This window comes from Mesorhizobium mediterraneum, assembly GCF_002284565.1.
Classification (GTDB): Bacteria; Pseudomonadota; Alphaproteobacteria; order Rhizobiales; family Rhizobiaceae; genus Mesorhizobium; species Mesorhizobium mediterraneum.
Window position 1 is genome coordinate 1 of record NZ_NPKI01000018.1, and the last position, 17,277, is coordinate 17,277.

At 62.8% G+C, this 17,277-nt stretch carries 17 protein-coding genes and 1 riboswitch; of the genes, 8 read left to right on the forward strand and 9 right to left on the reverse strand.

Features of this window, described 5'->3' with window-relative positions:
* Positions 1 to 200: 200 nt before the first annotated feature.
* Together groES and CIT25_RS16425 are read right to left on the reverse strand one after the other, a co-directional pair.
* Positions 201 to 497 carry a co-chaperone GroES gene (gene groES / locus CIT25_RS16420; protein WP_006203049.1) on the reverse strand — a complete coding sequence of 99 codons (297 nt, stop codon included), beginning with the start codon at positions 495 to 497 and terminating at the stop codon, positions 201 to 203.
* A 160-nt stretch (positions 498 to 657) separates the two neighbouring features.
* Positions 658 to 1,455 (reverse strand): class I SAM-dependent methyltransferase, encoded by a 798-nt coding sequence (locus tag CIT25_RS16425; protein WP_095485603.1) that lies wholly within the window; start codon positions 1,453 to 1,455, stop codon positions 658 to 660.
* A 63-nt stretch (positions 1,456 to 1,518) separates the two neighbouring features.
* Between CIT25_RS16425 and CIT25_RS16430 the strand changes: the two genes are divergently transcribed.
* Both CIT25_RS16430 and CIT25_RS16435 read left to right on the forward strand, forming a co-directional pair.
* Entirely contained in the window at positions 1,519 to 2,388 is an 870-nt protein-coding gene (locus CIT25_RS16430) for a hypothetical protein (protein ID WP_245329875.1), read from the forward strand.
* A 59-nt stretch (positions 2,389 to 2,447) separates the two neighbouring features.
* Positions 2,448 to 3,383, forward strand: a complete 936-nt coding sequence (locus CIT25_RS16435) for a bifunctional helix-turn-helix transcriptional regulator/GNAT family N-acetyltransferase (RefSeq protein ID WP_095485604.1) — start codon at positions 2,448 to 2,450, stop codon at positions 3,381 to 3,383.
* A 243-nt stretch (positions 3,384 to 3,626) separates the two neighbouring features.
* On the opposite strand, the gene CIT25_RS16440 is transcribed toward CIT25_RS16435, so the two are convergent.
* Positions 3,627 to 4,460, reverse strand: coding sequence for an AraC family transcriptional regulator (locus CIT25_RS16440; protein WP_095485605.1), 834 nt, complete (start codon positions 4,458 to 4,460; stop codon positions 3,627 to 3,629).
* Positions 4,461 to 4,754: 294 nt separating this feature from the next.
* Positions 4,755 to 4,958: riboswitch (cobalamin riboswitch) on the forward strand.
* Positions 4,959 to 5,050: 92 nt separating this feature from the next.
* On the opposite strand from CIT25_RS16440, the gene CIT25_RS16445 reads away from it, so the two are divergent.
* From CIT25_RS16445 to CIT25_RS16470, 6 genes are all read left to right on the forward strand, one after another.
* Positions 5,051 to 5,869 (forward strand): ABC transporter ATP-binding protein, encoded by an 819-nt coding sequence (locus CIT25_RS16445; RefSeq protein ID WP_095485606.1) that lies wholly within the window; start codon positions 5,051 to 5,053, stop codon positions 5,867 to 5,869.
* Positions 5,866 to 6,834: an ABC transporter substrate-binding protein gene (locus CIT25_RS16450; protein ID WP_425351745.1), complete on the forward strand. Its 969-nt coding sequence runs from the start codon at positions 5,866 to 5,868 to the stop codon at positions 6,832 to 6,834. The genes CIT25_RS16445 and CIT25_RS16450 overlap by 4 nt, the downstream gene beginning before the upstream one ends.
* Positions 6,835 to 6,863: 29 nt before the next feature.
* Positions 6,864 to 7,850 (forward strand): FecCD family ABC transporter permease, encoded by a 987-nt coding sequence (locus CIT25_RS16455; RefSeq protein WP_095485821.1) that lies wholly within the window; start codon positions 6,864 to 6,866, stop codon positions 7,848 to 7,850.
* An 81-nt stretch (positions 7,851 to 7,931) separates the two neighbouring features.
* Positions 7,932 to 8,411, forward strand: coding sequence for a MarR family winged helix-turn-helix transcriptional regulator (locus CIT25_RS16460; RefSeq protein ID WP_095485822.1), 480 nt, complete (start codon positions 7,932 to 7,934; stop codon positions 8,409 to 8,411).
* The gene (locus tag CIT25_RS16465; protein WP_095485607.1) at positions 8,408 to 9,586 is read left to right on the forward strand and encodes an HlyD family secretion protein; all 1,179 of its coding nucleotides are present in this window, start codon (positions 8,408 to 8,410) and stop codon (positions 9,584 to 9,586) included. Before CIT25_RS16460 ends, CIT25_RS16465 begins: the two co-directional genes overlap by 4 nt.
* A 451-nt stretch (positions 9,587 to 10,037) precedes the next feature.
* Positions 10,038 to 11,567 (forward strand): DHA2 family efflux MFS transporter permease subunit, encoded by a 1,530-nt coding sequence (locus tag CIT25_RS16470; RefSeq protein ID WP_095485608.1) that lies wholly within the window; start codon positions 10,038 to 10,040, stop codon positions 11,565 to 11,567.
* A 28-nt stretch (positions 11,568 to 11,595) separates the two neighbouring features.
* On the opposite strand, the gene CIT25_RS16475 is transcribed toward CIT25_RS16470, so the two are convergent.
* The 6 genes from CIT25_RS16475 to CIT25_RS16500 all read right to left on the reverse strand — a co-directional run bounded on the left by CIT25_RS16475 (position 11,596) and on the right by CIT25_RS16500 (position 17,247).
* Entirely contained in the window at positions 11,596 to 12,111 is a 516-nt protein-coding gene (locus CIT25_RS16475; protein WP_095485823.1) for a CAP domain-containing protein, read from the reverse strand.
* A gap of 156 nt (positions 12,112 to 12,267) precedes the next feature.
* The gene (locus tag CIT25_RS16480; protein ID WP_095485609.1) at positions 12,268 to 12,630 is read right to left on the reverse strand and encodes an AraC family ligand binding domain-containing protein; all 363 of its coding nucleotides are present in this window, start codon (positions 12,628 to 12,630) and stop codon (positions 12,268 to 12,270) included.
* Between the two features lie 3 nt (positions 12,631 to 12,633).
* Positions 12,634 to 14,067 (reverse strand): NAD(P)/FAD-dependent oxidoreductase, encoded by a 1,434-nt coding sequence (locus tag CIT25_RS16485; RefSeq protein ID WP_095485610.1) that lies wholly within the window; start codon positions 14,065 to 14,067, stop codon positions 12,634 to 12,636.
* On the reverse strand, positions 14,067 to 15,245 hold the full coding sequence (locus tag CIT25_RS16490; protein ID WP_095485611.1) for a M20 aminoacylase family protein: 1,179 nt from the start codon (positions 15,243 to 15,245) through the stop codon (positions 14,067 to 14,069). Before CIT25_RS16490 ends, CIT25_RS16485 begins: the two co-directional genes overlap by 1 nt.
* Positions 15,242 to 16,051: an ABC transporter permease gene (locus tag CIT25_RS16495; RefSeq protein WP_095485612.1), complete on the reverse strand. Its 810-nt coding sequence runs from the start codon at positions 16,049 to 16,051 to the stop codon at positions 15,242 to 15,244. The genes CIT25_RS16490 and CIT25_RS16495 overlap by 4 nt, the downstream gene beginning before the upstream one ends.
* The gene (locus CIT25_RS16500) at positions 16,048 to 17,247 is read right to left on the reverse strand and encodes an ABC transporter permease (RefSeq protein WP_158302572.1); all 1,200 of its coding nucleotides are present in this window, start codon (positions 17,245 to 17,247) and stop codon (positions 16,048 to 16,050) included. Before CIT25_RS16500 ends, CIT25_RS16495 begins: the two co-directional genes overlap by 4 nt.
* Between the last annotated feature and the right edge of the window lie 30 nt (positions 17,248 to 17,277).

The window sequence follows — 17,277 nt, forward strand, 5'->3', positions numbered from 1 at the left end:
TGCGCCGAACGACTTGTCGATGACGACGTTGCGGCCCTTGGGGCCGAGCGTGACCTTCACTGCGTCGGCGAGGATGTTGACGCCGCGCAGCATGCGCTCACGGGCATCACGGGAAAATTTTACGTCTTTGGCAGCCATTTTTAGCTCCTGGCAGGGGCTTGAATTGAGCCCGAAGATTTAAGTGACGGTGAGGCCGATATTCAGCCGATGATGCCCATGATGTCGGATTCCTTCATGATCAGAAGGTCTTCGCCATTGAGCTTGACTTCGGTGCCCGACCACTTGCCGAACAGGATGCGGTCGCCGGCCTTGACGTCCAGCGGGACGAGCTTGCCGGCTTCGTCACGGGCGCCGGAACCAACGGCGATGATCTCGCCTTCCTGCGGCTTTTCCTTCGCCGTATCGGGGATGATGATCCCGCCGGCAGTCTTGGATTCGGATTCAACCCGGCGTACGACCACGCGGTCATGAAGCGGGCGGAACTTCGACTTTGCCATTTTTTATTCCTCGATGAGAATGGTGAGAACAGTTCCTCCGTCCGGCGGCGCCGGACCTGGTTAGCACTCACCAATGGCGAGTGCTAACGTGGCGGTGAGATAAGCCGGTGGCTTGCGAGAGTCAAGGCGCCGAGTGAGCCGATCGACGCCCGGCGACGAACTATTGGCGCCTCGGAGAACCAAGCACCAGAAGCGGGCATCGTTCCGCCAGCGGATAGGATCCGCTCGGCACGACGCGCACTTCGTCGAACCAGTCGTTCGCCTGGTCGACGAGCATGGCAAGCGTCGCGAAGCAATAAGTCGTTTGGGAACCCGCATAGACGTCGATGGTGCCGATGGAGGCCATGCTCCACCCCGTCCGCGCGGCAAGGGCGGCGCGGTCCGGGAATATCTCGTCAAAAGCGTCGCGGATCACCTGCACATTTATGGCGCGATCGGAATCGCTGGTCGTACTCGCCATAGCGATCCGCCATTTGAGCGCATGGAAATTCTCAATTCCGCCGGCCAAGGCTTGGGCCTTGATGTCCTGCAAATCCTCGAACGTCTCAGGGCCGGCGAAAACGCGGATCGCCGCGCGGCTGCCGGGCTTCAGCACTCTGGCAACCTCGCCCAGGAGGGCGCGGCGAGCGCGTGCGGAATCGACGACCGTCAGACAACCGTCGCCTATGACCGCGCCGACGCTGGCGCGGCCGAGCGGAAGGTCCAGCCAGTTCCCGGTCGTTGCCTTGCGGCAGGCGCTGTCGCCCGGCCATACGCCCGAAACCATGGCGGCGGATCCGTCGACGGCCAGCATCGTCTTGCCGAGGCCGGCCAGTTCCGGGGTAACGCCCAGCAGGAGAACATCGGCCTCGTCCAGATCAAGCTCGCGCTCGACAATGCCAACTGTCTCCGGAGTTGGCCGGAGCGGCGCCTCCAGGAGCATCCAGTGACGGTGATAACTGTCCCAATGATTGGTCATGTGTGCCCGTCGGACCTAAAAAGGCTGGCGTCAACTGCTCATAGCCGCTTAATGGAAGTGGGTATGGAAGCCAAGGGGGTAGCCGTGGCGCGTATCGTCGTCATAACGCATGAGCACGATCAGTTCCTTGGCAAGCGCGATATCCTGCTGCGCAGGGGCAGTCCCTATTTGCTTTTCGACGTTCTGGGAGAATTGAAAAGGCGCGGCCATTCGGTCCGGATTCAGCAAGGTCTGTCGAAGACACACAGCGCCGACGTCGCGGTTCTGCATGTCGATGCGACGATAACGCCCGCAGACTATCTCGACTATGCACGGAGTTTCCCATTCTGCCTCAATGTCGGGACGGCCGACATATCCAAACGACGGATCAGCGGAGTGTTGGTGAACGAGGGAGACGCCTGGCCAGGCCCGGTCATCGTCAAAAGCAATCTCAACAATCAGGGCATTCCGGAGAGGTTCCTCAATCGGCGAGCGCGGCGCGCGAGGAAACCACCGCCTTTTCCGGACATGCCAGTCCTGCAGCCCTATGAGGTCTACGGATCTCTCGGCGATGTTCCGGATGGCGTCTTCGAACGCGACGATCTGGTCGTGGACAAGTTCATTCCGGAGAAAGAACCCGATGGTTTCGCGGCGCGGTTCTGGGTGTTTTGCGGAGAGAGCGAACGTTGCACCCGCTACGTCTCGCCAAACGCCCTGGTCAAGGCGTCCGAGACGATCCGTCGTGAGCCCGTGCCTGTTCCCCAGGAAATGCGCCAGCTGCGACGCGAACTCGGTTTTGACTACGGCAAGTTCGATTTCGTCATACATGAGGGCAGGGCGGTGCTGCTGGATGCCAACAAGACCCCCGGCCGCCCAAAAAACCTCGTGAAGATGTTCTCGGCCGGAGCCTCTCATCTCGCAAACGGCTTCGAGGATCTGATCCGGCGAGTCTGATGCCTGGATACTTGACTAAGTCAAATAAATGATTGATCGTGTGCGGGCAGGAGGATGCCATGACGATTCATCATCAACCCGGCAAGGAGCGGATCGATGCGGTGCGGGGCTTCAACCGCTTCTACACCCGCCAGATCGGCCTGCTCGACGAAGGCCTGCTGGAAAGCGCCTTCTCGCTGACCGAGGCTCGGGTGCTCTATGAGCTGGCGCATCGCGACGGGCTGACCGCCACCGATCTTGCGCGCGATCTCGGCCTCGACCCCGGCTATCTCAGCCGGTTGTTGAAAAAGTTCGAGGAGCGCGGCCTGGTGGAGCGCGCAGCGACTGAAGCCGATGCGCGGCGCTCGTCGATCGCGCTGACGCCGGCGGGAAGGACGGCCTTCGCGCCGCTGAACCAGGGTTCGCACGATCAGGTCGCGGCCTTGCTCGACCGGCTTTCCGCTCCGGAACAGGACAGGCTGGTCAAGGCGATGCAGACGGTGCAGCGGCTGCTGGGCGAATGTACGGAGCCCAAAATTCCCTACATGCTGCGGCCTTTGCAGGTCGGCGACATCGGCTGGATCATCCATCGCCAGGGCCTGCTCTACGCGCAGGAGTATGGCTGGGACGAAACCTATGAGGCGCTGGTCGCCGAAATCCTTGGCGCCTTCGTCAAATCCTTCGATCCGAAATGGGAGCGCAGCTGGATCGCCGAGCGGGACGGGGACGTCGTTGGCTCGGTCTTCGTCGTGCGCAATTCGGACGCGGTGGCGAAGCTGCGCCTGCTCTATGTCGAACCCTCGGCGCGCGGTCTCGGAATCGGCAAGCGACTGGTCGAGGAATGCATCGGCTTTGCCCGTGCGAAGGGATACAAGACGCTGACACTGTGGACCAACGACGTGCTCACCTCAGCGCGCCGCATCTACGAGGCATCAGGATTCAAGCTGGCCGACGAGGAGCGCCACCACGCCTTCGGCAAGGATCTGGTCGGCCAGAACTGGAACCTGGAGCTGTAACGTCTTTCCCTTCTCCCCTTGTGGGAGAAGGTGGATCGGCGCGCAGCGCCGAGGACGGTTGAGGGGTGCTGGACGGAACGCCATCGGCGCCAGGCTGGAGCACCCCTCATCCGTCGCCTTCGGCGACACCTTCTCCCACAAGGGGAGAAGGCAAAAACCGGGCGGAGCGCGCCTCGACAATGATCTCCAACACAAGCTGGAAGCATCATTTGTCTGAAGCAATTGCCCTTGGCTGGCCGCGCTTCACCCCTTCACCGGTATCCAGATTTCAAGCCCGCCATTGCCGCTGCGCGGATCGAATTCGGGGCCGTAGCGCTCGAATTCGGGCGCATCGGCGATCTCGTGCCCGGAGGCCGGCAGCCATTTGTTCCAGATCGTGTTGACCGTGCGGCGGATGGTCGAGATGTGGTCACGATGGGCGAACACGGCGTATTTCTGCGCCGGCACGCGCACGCGCGAAAACTCCCTCGGCAGGTCCGAAAAATCGGACACCTCGACGCCGGCGATGTAGTCGAAATTGCCGGCGTCGTCGCCGTTGACGCAGACGCCATAGGCGACGTCGCCGATCTCGCCTGGAATGTTGCCGATATAGGGGCCAAACCGCTGCCACAGCATCGGGATGCCGGCGCTGGTCTCGCAGCTGTAGCGTTCGCCGAGACCAGCGATGAGAAACGGCCGGCTGGTCTCAAAGCGCGGCGGCTCGAGATTGGTGAGGAAGGACTGGTCCATCAGGATCGGCTCCACGAGAGCGAGATTGTCGAGCGAGCCTTGCGCGCGCACCAGTTCCGGCGTGGTGCCGAATTGGTCGCGGAAGGCACGGGTGAAGGCCTCATGCGAAGCATAGCCGGTGTCGAGCGCGAGCGAGAGGATGTCGGGTGCGCCGGCGGCGAGCTTGCGCGCCGCTTCGGTCAGCCGGCGAGAACGCATGTAGCCCATCACCGAACGGCCGGTCGCCGCACCGAAAGCCCGCGTCACGTGAAAGCGCGACACCCCGCTGCTCTTGGCGACATCGTCGAGCGAGACGGATTCCGGCAGATGGCTTTCGACGAACCACAGCGCTTTCTCGGTCGGATTCATATGGCTCCTCGCAGTTGGCCCAGTCTTCGCATTTGGCCCAGTCTTCGCATTTGGCAAAGTCATGTTGCCGCTTCCTGGTGGAGGCAGTTTGATCGAAATTGCGCACTGCGCAAATCGACAGCGATGTGGTCGGCAACTCGAAGGCTTCGGGCGAAAGAGCTTGACAGCAGCAAGCGGCGTCTTTTAAGAGTAACGTTATTACATAACTAGACTCATATGGCCCTCCTGATAAGACCTTTGCTCTCGCGGTTTTCCGTATCCCCGGAAATTTATTGCGCTGCGGTCGGCGGAAACCTAGGGTGGCTGACTGATGGTCCCCGAGTCGAAAGGCAAGGGGTGAAAAGGGAACACGGTGAGATCTTCGGATCGAGGCCGTGGCTGCCCCCGCAACTGTAAGCGGTTAGCAAAATCCGAAATGCCACTGGCCGGCAAGGCTGGGAAGGCAGGATGGCGCAAAGACCCGCGAGCCAGGAGACCTGCCATCAGCATGAGTTGACCGGACGGGGTGTGCCGGGAGGAGACGTGGGCATCGGTCTTGTCGGCCGGTCCGTCCAGCTTCCTTCCGTCGCCATTGAGAAAGTGACGGTAAGTTGGACGCCTCCCAGCCTCTTCTTGAAGCGCGTGAGCTGAGCGCGACGGCGAATGGCCAATGCCTGGTCAGCGCGGTCAGCCTTTCGGTGGCGGCGGGCGATCGCCTCGCAATCATCGGTCCCAACGGCGCCGGCAAGACGACGCTGTTGCGCATGCTATGTGGCACCCTGCGGCCAAGCGCGGGAGATGTGAGATTTTCCGGACGCCGGCTGGAGACGTTTTCGGCCGCCGAGCGGGCGCTGCACATGGCTGTCGTCGGCCAGACCGATCAGCCTGATCCGCGGCTTGCCGTGATCGACTACGTCGAGCTTGGCCGCGTCCCGCATGCCGGCTTGCGACGGAGGAGCGAGCAACGCGACATCGCCGTCGAAGCGCTTCGCAGAACCGGTCTGCTGCCGCTGCTCGGCCGCACGATCGGCTCGCTGTCCGGTGGTGAGCGGCAACGCGCCCAGCTGGCACGCGCCGTTGCCCAGGAGCCAAAAATCCTGTTCCTCGATGAACCGACCAATCATCTCGATCCGCGCGCCCGCAGCGAGCTTCTCGAACTCGTGTCGCAGTTTGGCATGACCGTCGTGGCGGTGCTTCATGATCTGTCGCTGGTCACGCCATTTGCCACCAGGGTCGCGGTGATGAACGAGGCCCGCCTGCAGGCGTTTGCCGGTCCGCGCGAGGCGCTGACCAAGCAGTTGATCCGCCAGATTTTCGGCGTCGACGTGCTTCGGCTGCGCCATCCCACCGAAGACCGCGAACTCACGGTATTCGACGTTCCGAACCGTGCCTCTTCACATTCCGATTTGACCAAGGAGCAATATTCGTGAAACGCCTCGCATTGTCTTTCGCCTCCCTCCTGTTTGCCCAGACCGCCTTCGCTTTCCCGGTGACCGCCTTTGCTTTCCCGGTAACAGTTGACAGCTGCGGCACGCCGCTGACGTTCGACGCCGCGCCGAAGCGCGCCGTCATCCAGGATCTGAACATGGCCGAGATGGCCTTCGCGCTGGGGCTGCAACCGTCGATCGTCGGCCTGACCGGCATCACCGGATGGTACGAGGTCGGTCCGGAATTCAAGGCCGAGCAGGGCTCGATCCCGGAACTCGCGCCGAAATATCCGACACTTGAAAACCTCGTCGCCGTCGAGCCCGATTTCTTCTTCGCCGGCTGGTATTACGGCATGAAGCCGGGCGGCGAGGTGACGCCCGATACGTTGGCGCCGCACGGTATCAAGACGCTGGTGCTGACGGAAAGCTGCGTCCATCTCGACAACAACCGCCCTGCCGCCTCGATGGACCTGCTCTACGACGACGTCGAAAAGCTGGGCAGGATTTTCGACAAGGAAGCCGAGGCGAAGAAACTTGTTTCGGACTGGAAAGCGCAACTCGCCGATATCACGGCGAAGGTTGGCGACCACAAGGGAACGCGCGTATTTCTTTACGACTCCGGCGAAGACAAACCCTTCACATCAGGCAAGTTCGCCATCCCCAGCGCCATGATCGCCGCTGCCGGCGGCGACAACATCATGGCCGACATGCAGACGAGCTGGGGCAACACGGATTGGGAAACGGTCGCTTCCCGCAATCCGCAGTTCCTGATCCTGCTCGACTACCAGGAGGGTGGCGGCTACAGGAAACTGCTCGATTTCCTCAAAGTTCATCCGGCGATGAAGGAGACCGACGCGGTCAGGAATGAGCGCTTCGTCGCGCTGCGGTATGCCGAACTGACGCCCGGGCCTGCCAACATCGAGGCGATCGGCAAGATCGCCAGGGCGATGCACCCGGAAGCTTTCTGAGCTTGCGCCACAGGGCGTTCGAATTGGCCATGACAGCAGGAGCAGCAGCGATCGCCGCTCTTGCTCTGCTGTCGATCGCCTATGGATCGACGGTCATAGCGTTGAGCGACGTGGTTGCTGCGCTCGGACATGCGGCCGGAGTGGCCGCAGACATCGTGCCCGGCCCGGTCGGCAAAATCGTTGTCGATCTCAGGCTGCCGCGCACGATCATGGCCATCTGTGTCGGCGCCGGGCTGGGCGTCATCGGCGCGCTGCTGCAGACGGTAACGCGCAACGACCTCGCCGATCCGTTCCTGTTCGGCCTGTCGTCCGGTGCCGCGGCCGGCGCGGTTTCCGTTATCACCATTTTTGGCGACCATTTCGGCATCTGGACGTTGCCGGTCGCTGCCTTCACCGGCGGCATTTTGGCCGCCGGCATCGTGCTGTTGCTGGTTTCGCGGGTGAGGGGGCAAGGCCCCGAACGGCTGATACTGGCCGGGCTTGCCGTCTCGTTCATGTTCACCGCCTTGACCAACTATCTCGTCTTTGCCGGCGACCAGCGCGCCGCTCACTCGGTGCTGTTCTGGACGATGGGCGGGCTCGGGCTGGCGCGGTGGGACAATGTCGGACTGGCTGCTCTGGGCGCAGGCACCATCCTAGTCTTCGGACTTTGGAACCACCGTCGGCTCGACGCTTTCCTGGCCGGCGAAAATGCCGCCGAAACCCTCGGCGTGCCGGTTGCGCGGATGCGCAGGACGACATTTTTCGTCGCCGCTTTCTCGACGGCGATCCTCGTCTCGGTGGCAGGCGTCATAGGTTTCGTCGGCCTGATGATCCCGCATCTGTCCCGGCCCCTGGCCGGCCCGTTGCATCTGCGCCTGATTGCAAGCTGCGCCCTCTTTGGAGCGGTGCTGTTGCTGGCAAGCGACCTTCTCGCCCGCACGCTGCTGCCGCCGCAGGAACTGCCGATCGGCATCATCACCAGCTCGGTCGGCGCTTTTTTCGTGGTCACGATGCTCATTCGCAATCGTTCCTGATGTGACTGCCATCCACACTTGCCGGCTTCTGGCATAATGCCGCATCTTGAATAGTAAGCACGCTTATAATATATGCCGCTCATGGTTTCCGACGGCATCGATAGATTGGGCTTTTTGATCCACGACGTGCAGCGCCTGATGCGCAAGCGCTTCGAGGCGAAGGCCAGCGGGCTCGGCCTTTCCTCGGCGCAATGGCGGCTGATGGTCCGCGTCGCCAAGGAAGAAGGCATCACGCAAGCGCGGCTCGCCGAGCTTCTCGAGATCGAGCCGATCAGCGTGTCGCGCCTGGTCGACCGCATGGAGGAGAGCGGCTGGATCGAGCGCCGTTCCGACGCCACCGATCGCCGCGTCCGCATGATCTTCCCGACCGCCAAAGCGAGCGAGGCCTACGCAGAGATCAAGAGCCTTGCTGGCGAAGTCTATGAGGAATCGCTTACCGGCGTGTCGCTCGAAGATCGCCGCATCCTGATCAAGGGTCTGGAGGCGATGGCCAAGAACCTGGCGGACGGCGAGACGGCGTCCGGCGAAAAAGTCAAAGGTGCAGAAGGCGCAGCAGCATGAACGCGGTAGCCAAGGTAGATGAGAATGCAACCAAGCTGGAGGTGGAAGCTCCGGCGCAGCCGGCGGCGGCTCCGGTGGCGGTCGCTCCGCAGCTAGCACCGGCGCCGGTGGTGCCGAAGAAGAAGCGCCGTGTCGGCCGCTTCCTATTGATGTTTGCGCTCCCCGTGGCACTGATCGCCGGCGGCAGCTACGTCTGGGTGACCGGCGGCCGCTACCAGGAGACCGAAAACGCCAATCTGCAGCAGGCCAAGGTCTCGATAGCCGCCGATACGGCGGGTCGCATCGTTCAGGTCGATATTTTCGACAACCAGTCCGTCAAGCAGGGCGACGTGCTGTTCGCCATCGATCCCGAGCCCTACCGGATCGCATTGGCCCAGGCCGACGCGGCGGTGGCCGGCGCGCGCCTCAATGTCGAGCAGCTGCGTGCGGCCTACAGCCAGGCGCTGGCGCAGGAGAAGTCCGACGCCAGCCAGGTCGACTACGCGCAGTCGCAATACGACCGAGCCGCCGACCTTGCCCGCAAGGGCATCAATGCCAAGTCCTCGCTCGACGAGGCCAGGAACGATCTCGACAAAGCCAAGCAGCAACTGGCCGTGGCCGAGCAGGGCATCCTCAGCGCCAAGGCGGGCCTTGGCGGCAATCCCGATATCGAGACCGATAAGCATCCGACCGTGATGGCGGCGCTCGCCGCGCGCGACAAGGCTGCCTACGATTTGGCGCAGACCACTGTCAGGGCGCCGGCTGACGGCATCGTCAGCCAGGCTGCCTCGTTCAAGGTCGGCCAGTATGTCGGCTCTGGCACGCCGCTGTTTTCGCTGGTCGAGACCGGCGACACCTGGATCGATGCCAATTTCAAGGAAACGCAGCTCACCCACATGAAGCCGGGCCAGAAGGCCGAAATCGTGGTCGAGACCTATCCAGGCAAGACGTTCGAGGCCACCGTCAAGGCGATCGGCGCCGGCACGGGAGCCGAGTTCTCGCTGTTGCCCGCCCAGAACGCCACCGGCAATTGGGTCAAAGTCACCCAGCGCATTCCGGTGCGCCTGGAACTGGCCGATGCCGACGCCAAGATGGCGCTGCGCACCGGCATGAGCGCGACCGTCACGGTGGACACCGGCGTTTCCCGCGGGCTTCCCAGCATCTTCGGCCACGCCACGGCGAGTGAGGCACAATAGACCGCCTCGTTCCATTGGACGATGAGGTCTGAGACGCAACAAGTAGAATGCAGGCCGCGCACGGAGAGGAACGCAGCTGACAGGATTGGTCCGACGGGAGATGCACCAGGGGTTAGGGTTTGGATCGGGCTGCGTTGCGGCCTGAGCGAAGCCTGAACAACGCGACGCAGACTCGTTTCGGTCCTCAGGTTTCCGGGCGGCAGGCGCCGTTTTATCGAGACGCTCGGTCGATGTAACCCCCACATCGATAGTCGCGTCCCACCCCGATGAGGGTCTCTCCATACGGAAGGCCGCGCCGCCCGGAAACCTCGCGCATCGGCCCGAAAATCGGAATCGATTTTCGGAAAGCACGATGCGCTGACTCAAAGTACTAGAGCGTACTTTGTGCGTCCAAATGGACGCACGTCGCTCTAGTGTACATTTTTTTGTTACCTGCCGGAAGTTCCACATCATGAGCACGCCAGAACCCTTTCGCGAAGTGCCGCACCGCGGCCTGATCACCGTGGCGCTCATGCTGGCGACGATCATGCAGGCGCTCGACACCACGATCGCCAACGTCGCGCTGCCGACCATGACCGGCGATCTCGGCGCGTCCCCCGACAACATCAACTGGGTGCTGACCTCCTACATCGTTGCCGCGGCAATCATGACGCCGGTGACCGGCTGGCTGGCCGACCGCTTCGGCCGCAAGGAGCTGTTCCTGACGTCGGTGGTCGGCTTCACCATATTCTCCATGCTGTGCGGCATCGCCTGGAGCCTGGAGACCATGGTGTTCTTCCGGTTGATGCAGGGCGTGTTCGGCGCGGCAATCGTGCCGCTGTCACAGACCTTCCTGCTCGACATCAACCCGAAGGAGCGCCACGGCCAGGCCATGGCCATCTGGGGCGCCGGCATCATGCTGGGGCCGATCCTGGGCCCGACGCTCGGTGGCTGGCTGACCGAGAATTTCAACTGGCGCTGGGTGTTCTTCATCAACCTGCCGGTCGGCATCATCGCCTTCCTTGGCATGGCCGCCTACTTGCCGGCCGTTGCAAGGCGGATACGCAGCTTCGATTTCTTCGGCTTCGCCATGCTCTCGCTCGGCGTCGGAGCGCTGCAGCTGATGCTGGATCGCGGCGGCGAGGTCGACTGGTTTTCCTCGGTCGAGATCTGGATCGAGCTCGGTCTTTCGCTGACCGGCTTCTGGGTGTTTATCATTCACACGGTGACGGCGGAACACCCCTTCATCGATCCCAAGATATTCCTCGACCGCAATTTCGTGACCGGGCTGGCGTTTATCTTCGTCATGGGCGTGCTCATTTTGGCGAGCATGTCGCTGCTGCCGCCAATGCTGGCGACCATCTTCGGCTATCCGACCCTCACAATCGGCATCGTCTTGGGGCCACGCGGTGTTGGCACGATGATTGCGATGCTCCTGGTCGGCCGCATCATGCACAAGGTCGATGCCAGGATCCTGGTCGTCATCGGCTTTTTGCTGACGGCGCAGTCGCTCTACACCATGTCCAGCTTCTCGCCGCAGATGGACAACTGGCTGATCCTCAGCTCCGGCGTCATCCAGGGGCTGGGAATGGGCATGGTATTCGTGCCGCTGTCGACCGTGGCCTTCGCCACGCTCGACGTGCGCTATCGCACCGATGCCACGGCGTTGTTCAGCCTGGTGCGCAATCTTGGCTCATCGATCGGCGTGTCGGTGGTGACGGTTCTGCTGGTGCGCAACACCCAGGTCAACCATGCCGAGCTTTCGGCCTACATCAATCCGTTCAATCCCAACCTCTGGGCGGCATCGCCGGCAGCGGCGGGCGGCGATCCGACGGCGCTTTCCCAGATGGATGGCATGGTCAATATCCAAGCGATGATGATCTCTTACGTCAATGACTTCAAGCTGCTGATGATGATGACGCTGCTTGCCATACCGTTCGTTTTCCTGCTGCGCAAACCAAAGGCTGGTCCGACCGCCGGTCCCGCCGCGCATATGGATTGACGGCTGGTCGACGTGCCGGTCACGCCTCCTACTTGCCCAGAACAAGGCTCCAGTAGCGCAACGAGCTGTCGCGGCCGTCCCGCACATAGGCCAGACCGAAGCGGGTGAAGCGCGGGTCGAGCATGTTGCGGCGGTGGCCGGCCGAATGCATCCAGATATCGAACAGCTTCTGCTGATCGAAGCGACCTTCGGCGATGTTTTCGGCGGCCGCACCGGTGATGCCGTTGCCCTTGACGCGCGAGGCAAATCCCTTGCCCCAGCCGGTGGTGTGGGTCATGCGGCCGCCTCGTGCCATATAGCCGGCCTGCTGCAGGGCTGCCTGTTCGAGCTGAGGATCGGGGACAAGCGGCCCGAGGCCGGCTGAGGCGCGAATGCTGGTCAGGGTGCCGCCGGCGGAAGCAGAGACACCGGCGCCTTCGCCGGTGGACAGGACAGTGGCGCAAGCGGCAAGGCCGGCCAGCGCGGCAAGACCGGCAGCTCCAAGCAGCATTCGCCTGTTAAGGTTTGATCGGACTTCGCAATTTTCGATTTTCGCAATGGTCATGTCCGCTGACATAGCGGTGATCATGGCTTTTTGGCGGGCAGCGCAAAAATATCGCTTAGTGGTGAAATCTGATGCGTGGTGCCGACACGGAATATCAGTTTGCCCCATCGCTGACCTCCGTAAATGGCCAAGCGTTGGAAAGGAGTGCCTCTCAGTTTAAGGTTCTATCGTTCCCTGCCGCGCCGCCCAGTCGAACGGGTAAAGGCAATAGAAATAGCCGGCGCGTTCGGTGGCGATATATTTCAGATGGGTGCCGTTGGGCAGCCAGACGATGTCGCCGGGATTGCACTCATAGCGGCCGTCGTCCAGTTCGATCGTCAAGGTGCCTTCGTGGATGAACAGCACCTCGTCGTAGGTCACGGTCCAGTCGATCGAGGCGTTCTCGAGATATTCGATGCCGCCGCCCATGGTCCGACTGATCTCGGCATTGATGACGCGGGCAATCGAGGATGTGCCGGTCGGCGTTACCGATGGCTTCAGGGTCAATTCGCTGTGCTTGAAGATCTTGGCCTTGGACATCGTTCATCCTTTCCTTGCGCGGAGGTTGGCTTTCGAAGGGGTGACGCCGGACGGGGCCAGTCCCGCGAGCCATCTGGTCACGAGGTCCGGCTTGCGGCCGGCATGTTCGAGATCGTCGCGCCGCCGCACCGCGCCACGGACGAAATGCGCGCCGACGAAACGGAATGGTTCGGGAGGGAAGCCTCGCGTCACCGGGCGCACGAGCGCTGAATGGGTGAGTTCGGATTCGCCGCCGGTCAACAGGCTGGTCAGGATCTTGCCGCCGAGATAGGCCATCGTCGTGCCGTTGCCGGAAAAGCCGTAGCCGTAGACGATGTCGCGGTTGGCGGGCAGGGCGCCGAACAGCGGCACGCCGCTGACGGTCCGATCGATCGGGCCGTTCCACGATGTCTCGAGCGGAAACTCGGCGAGCGCCGGGTGACCGTCCCGCAACGCGCGGCGCATGTCGGCGACCCTTGGCGACAAACCATGAAAACGCTGGTCGACGATGCCGCCGAGGCCGATGAAGCCGCCACTGACGCCGACGGATAGCCGGCCATCGCGCGTCGGCGACCAACCACCAACGAAGACGCGGGAGTCGATCATCAGCGGCGCGCGGCGGTAGCCGACCTTTTCGAGAAGGTCTGGAATGGGTTTCGACATGGCGTCGTCGCTGGAGATGTTGAAGATTGCCGGGGCCAGTTCCGGAATGGCGCCAGACCACGCATTCAGGGCAAGCACGATCTTGCCGCAGGACACAGTGCCTTTCGCCGTTTCCACCTTGAGTTTGCCGCCTCGTAAAAACCGCGTCATCGGCGACTTTTCATAGATGCGCACGCCGCGTTTTAGCGCTGCCCGGCGCAGGCCGCGCACCAGGAATCCCGGATGCACGGTTGCCGACGAAGCATCGAACGCGCCGCCGAGGTGGCTCGTCGTGCCGGTCATCGCCGCGATCTCGTCGCGCGAAACGCGCCGCGCCGGCACGTAGCCATGCGCTACCAGCTTGTTCAACGCGTCGTCCCAGGCACCAAGCTGGGCTTGGCACGTCGCGCCCCAGATCCAGCCGATACGATCGAACCAGCCGTCGATTCCTTCGGCCTTGCAAAAAGCCTCTATGCCGCCAATTGCGGCTTCGGATGCTTTGATGATCGAAAGCGCATCGTTTCCGCCGCGCAGGGCTGCAAGCGCGCTGTATTTCGTCCATGCCGAAAGCACCATGCCGGAATTGCGGCCGCTCGGGCCACCACCACAAATGTCGCGCTCAATAATGACAATGTCGAAGCCCGGATTGTGCTCCTTGAGGCGAATGGCGGTCCACAGTCCGAGATAGCCGCCGCCGACGATGCAGATGTCGGCCTGCGTCGCCTCTTCGAGCGGAGGCGCAAGGTCCGGGTCCTCCGCCAGCGCCTGCCGCAGCCAGTGGCTGCGCCAGCCGATGTCCTTTTCCGGCAGCTGCATCACGATGCGCCTCCCGCGGACAGGCGGCGCTCCACCAGCCTGACCCAAAGGCTCGCGCCGATCGGCAGGATCGCGTCGTTGAAATCGTAATTGGTGTCGTGCGCGGCGGCCTGGTGCGAATCGTCGGCCTGGCCGAGTAGGAAATAGCAGCCGGGCCGCTGCTGCAGCATGTAGCAGAAATCTTCCGAGCCCATCTCGGGAGGCGGATCGACGACGAGACGTTCCGGTCCCATCACCTCGCTGGCAATCGCGATCATCGCATCGGCTTGCGCCGGAGTGTTGATCGTCGGCGCGAAGGGCGACTCGTAGCGGATGTCGACGCTAGCGCCAAAAGCTTCGGCCTCGTTTTTCGCGATGCGGCGGATTGCCGTCTCCAGCGTCATTTGAACCTTATGGTCGAAGGTGCGCACGGTGCCGGTCAGAAACGCAGTGTCGGGGATGGTGTTGAAGGCTTCGCCGGCGCGCAGGCTGCCAACGGTGACGATTGCCGGAGAGTGCACATCGGTCAGGCGGCCGGGCAGAGCTTCTATCGCCAGCAGGATGCGCGCGGCGCTGGGAAGTGGATTGATCGCAAGATGCGGCATCGCCGCATGGCTGCCCCTTCCGTGCACGACGATCTCGAAGCGATCGGCCGCCGCGGCCACCGTCCCGCGGTGGACGGCGATCTCGCCGAGCGGCCGTTCGGAATTGTGCAGCGCGTAGACTTCGTCGCAGGGGAAACGCTCGAAAAGGCCTTCGTTCAGCATGGCGACCGCCCCACCTCGGCCCTCCTCGGCCGGCTGAAAGATGAAATGCACCGTGCCGGCGAAGTCAGGCGAGCGGGCAAGCGCCGAGGCTGCGCCGAGCAGCATCGTCGTGTGACCGTCATGGCCGCAGCCATGCATCTTTCCGGGAATGCGGGACGCATGCGGCAGCGGCCGGGCCTCGGTCATCGGCAGGGCGTCCATGTCGGCGCGGATGCCAAGGCTGCGACCGGTGCCGAGCCTGCCCCGGAGCGTGCCGACGACGCCTGTCCGGCCGACGCCTTCGGTCGTCTCGATGCCCCACGACCGCAGTTTGTCCGCCACGAAACACGCCGTCTCGAACTCCTCGAAGCCGAGTTCGGGATTGGCATGCAGATGCCGCCGCCACGCCGTCATCTCGGTCTCGAGTTGCTGCACCGACGGAACGAGTTTCATGCCGAGACCTTTGCGCGGAGAGTTTGTGAGCGGCTCTGCAGGATGGCAATGACACCAAGCAGGACCGCTGAGAAAGCGATCAGCAGCACGGCAACGGCCGCAATGGCAGGACTGATGGACTCGCGAACGCCGGAGAAGATCATGCGAGGCAAGGTTCGCTCCGCGCCCGTCGAGAGGAAGCTTGCGACGACGACTTCGTCGAAAGAGATGATGAAGGCGATGATGGCCCCCGTAATGACGCCCGGCGCTATCAGCGGCAGCACCACCTTGAAGAAGGTGCGCATGGTGCCGGCGCCGAGCGATGCCGCAGCGCGAAGCAGCGTCCGGTCGAAGGTCGAAAGGCTGGCGACGACGGTCGTCAGCATCACAGGCACGGCCATCGCCGTATGCACCAGAATGATCGATAGCTTGTTGCCAACGAGTCCGAGCGTGGCGAAGAATGAGAAGGCAGCGACGCCGACGATGACGACCGGTGTCACCAAGGGCGCGGCGATGATCGCGTAGATGATGCGCTTGCCGGCAAAATCGCTCCACGCGAGCCCGATCGCCGCCGGTATGCCGAGCAGCGACGCCAGGACCGTGGTGGATAGCCCAATGACGACCGAGTTCCACAGCGCGTTCGGCCACCGCTGGTCGACCCACAGTTCGGCATACCAGCGCAGCGACCAGCCCGGCGTCGGAAACGCCAGCGAATTGCTTGATGTCAGCGACATAGGGACCACGATCAGCAGTGGCAGGATGATGAACGCCAGCAACGTCGCCGCATAGGCATACATCAGCCATTTCCGGAAGCGATCGGCGCTCATGCGACATGCGCCTTGCGGCGGAAGAGGGCGGACGCCGTCCAGAAGAGGAACGCGAACAGCACGAGGATCATCAGCAGTTGCAGCGAAAGCGCCGCGCCCATGCCCCAGTTCAGAGTGTTGTTTGTGTAGAAAGCGATGTAGCTGGAGATCATCTGGTCGGTCGGCCCGCCGACAAGCGTCGGGGTAATGTAGTAGCCGAGCGCGAAGACAAAAACGATCGCCCCGCCGGACAGGATTCCGGGCAGGATCAACGGCAACTGGACGCGGCGCCATGCCGTGAGCCACGGCGCGCCCAGCGACAGCGCCGCGCGCATGTAGGTGGTCGGGACCCGCCGCATGACGGCTACGACCGAGAGGACCATCATGGGCAGCAGAACCTGAACCATCGCCAGGTAGAGCGAAAAGCGGGTGTAGATGAGGTCGAGGGGTTCGCCGACGATGCCCAGTGCGAGCAGCGTGGAATTCACGGGGCCGTTCTTCTGCAGCACGATGATCCAGATGACGGTACGCACCAGCAGCGATGTCCAGAGCGGAAACAGGATCAGCGCGAACATCAGCTTCGACCAGACTTGCGGCGCGCTGACGATCGCTTGCGCCAGCGGCACGGCGAGCACCGCGCAGATGACGGTCACCACGATGCTGATCCAGATCGTGCGCAGCAGCGCGTCGACGAAGATGGCGCGGTCGTCAGAAACGGCCTCGATCGTATTGTCTGCCCCTCGCTTCAGGTCGAGGCTCGCAAGCAGATAATAGTCCGTTCGCGCGCTTTGCTGACGCGCTATGACCTGCCAGAGATCGACATTTTTCCAGCCAGCCTGTTTGGAGAGCACCTCGTCGCGCACGGGGCGCATGTCGAGCTTGCCGTCGGCCGCATCCTTTGCCGTCTTGATGACGAGGAAACGGCTGCCGACGACGCGCTGGTTGACGAGTTGCGCAAGGACGCCTTCCTTCCCGGCGCGCCGAGCGTCGGCGAGGTCCTCGACGAGTGCTGCAAAGACAGGTTCGTCAGGCAGGCCGCTCTCCGCTTTCCAGTCGGCCAGAGCGGCAATTGTGCGCGGCAGGTTGTTCGAGAAATCCGAGTTGTCCACGGCCAGAGCGAGGAAGCGCGCCACGGGCCACAGAAACAGAATGACGACGAACAGAACAAGCGGAGCCGTCAACAGGGCCAGCATGCCGCCCCGTTGGCGCCGCTTCATAGCCGGCTTTGTCCCGACCACCATGCTTGG

What these genes read in the sequence shown, in the direction of transcription:
- CIT25_RS16470 (WP_095485608.1), top strand. Translation starts at nt 10,038, where the DNA reads ATGAGCACGCCAGAACCCTTTCGCGAAGTGCCGCACCGCGGCCTGATC.
- CIT25_RS16425 (WP_095485603.1), bottom strand. Translation starts at nt 1,455, where the DNA reads ATGACCAATCATTGGGACAGTTATCACCGTCACTGGATGCTCCTGGAG.
- CIT25_RS16465 (WP_095485607.1), top strand. Translation starts at nt 8,408, where the DNA reads ATGAACGCGGTAGCCAAGGTAGATGAGAATGCAACCAAGCTGGAGGTG.
- CIT25_RS16460 (WP_095485822.1), top strand. Translation starts at nt 7,932, where the DNA reads ATGGTTTCCGACGGCATCGATAGATTGGGCTTTTTGATCCACGACGTG.
- CIT25_RS16485 (WP_095485610.1), bottom strand. Translation starts at nt 14,067, where the DNA reads ATGCAGCTGCCGGAAAAGGACATCGGCTGGCGCAGCCACTGGCTGCGG.
- CIT25_RS16475 (WP_095485823.1), bottom strand. Translation starts at nt 12,111, where the DNA reads ATGACCATTGCGAAAATCGAAAATTGCGAAGTCCGATCAAACCTTAAC.
- CIT25_RS16495 (WP_095485612.1), bottom strand. Translation starts at nt 16,051, where the DNA reads ATGAGCGCCGATCGCTTCCGGAAATGGCTGATGTATGCCTATGCGGCG.
- CIT25_RS16430 (WP_245329875.1), top strand. Translation starts at nt 1,519, where the DNA reads ATGGAAGCCAAGGGGGTAGCCGTGGCGCGTATCGTCGTCATAACGCAT.
- CIT25_RS16435 (WP_095485604.1), top strand. Translation starts at nt 2,448, where the DNA reads ATGACGATTCATCATCAACCCGGCAAGGAGCGGATCGATGCGGTGCGG.
- CIT25_RS16440 (WP_095485605.1), bottom strand. Translation starts at nt 4,460, where the DNA reads ATGAATCCGACCGAGAAAGCGCTGTGGTTCGTCGAAAGCCATCTGCCG.
- CIT25_RS16490 (WP_095485611.1), bottom strand. Translation starts at nt 15,245, where the DNA reads ATGAAACTCGTTCCGTCGGTGCAGCAACTCGAGACCGAGATGACGGCG.
- CIT25_RS16480 (WP_095485609.1), bottom strand. Translation starts at nt 12,630, where the DNA reads ATGTCCAAGGCCAAGATCTTCAAGCACAGCGAATTGACCCTGAAGCCA.
- CIT25_RS16455 (WP_095485821.1), top strand. Translation starts at nt 6,864, where the DNA reads ATGACAGCAGGAGCAGCAGCGATCGCCGCTCTTGCTCTGCTGTCGATC.
- groES (WP_006203049.1), bottom strand. Translation starts at nt 497, where the DNA reads ATGGCAAAGTCGAAGTTCCGCCCGCTTCATGACCGCGTGGTCGTACGC.
- CIT25_RS16500 (WP_158302572.1), bottom strand. Translation starts at nt 17,247, where the DNA reads ATGAAGCGGCGCCAACGGGGCGGCATGCTGGCCCTGTTGACGGCTCCG.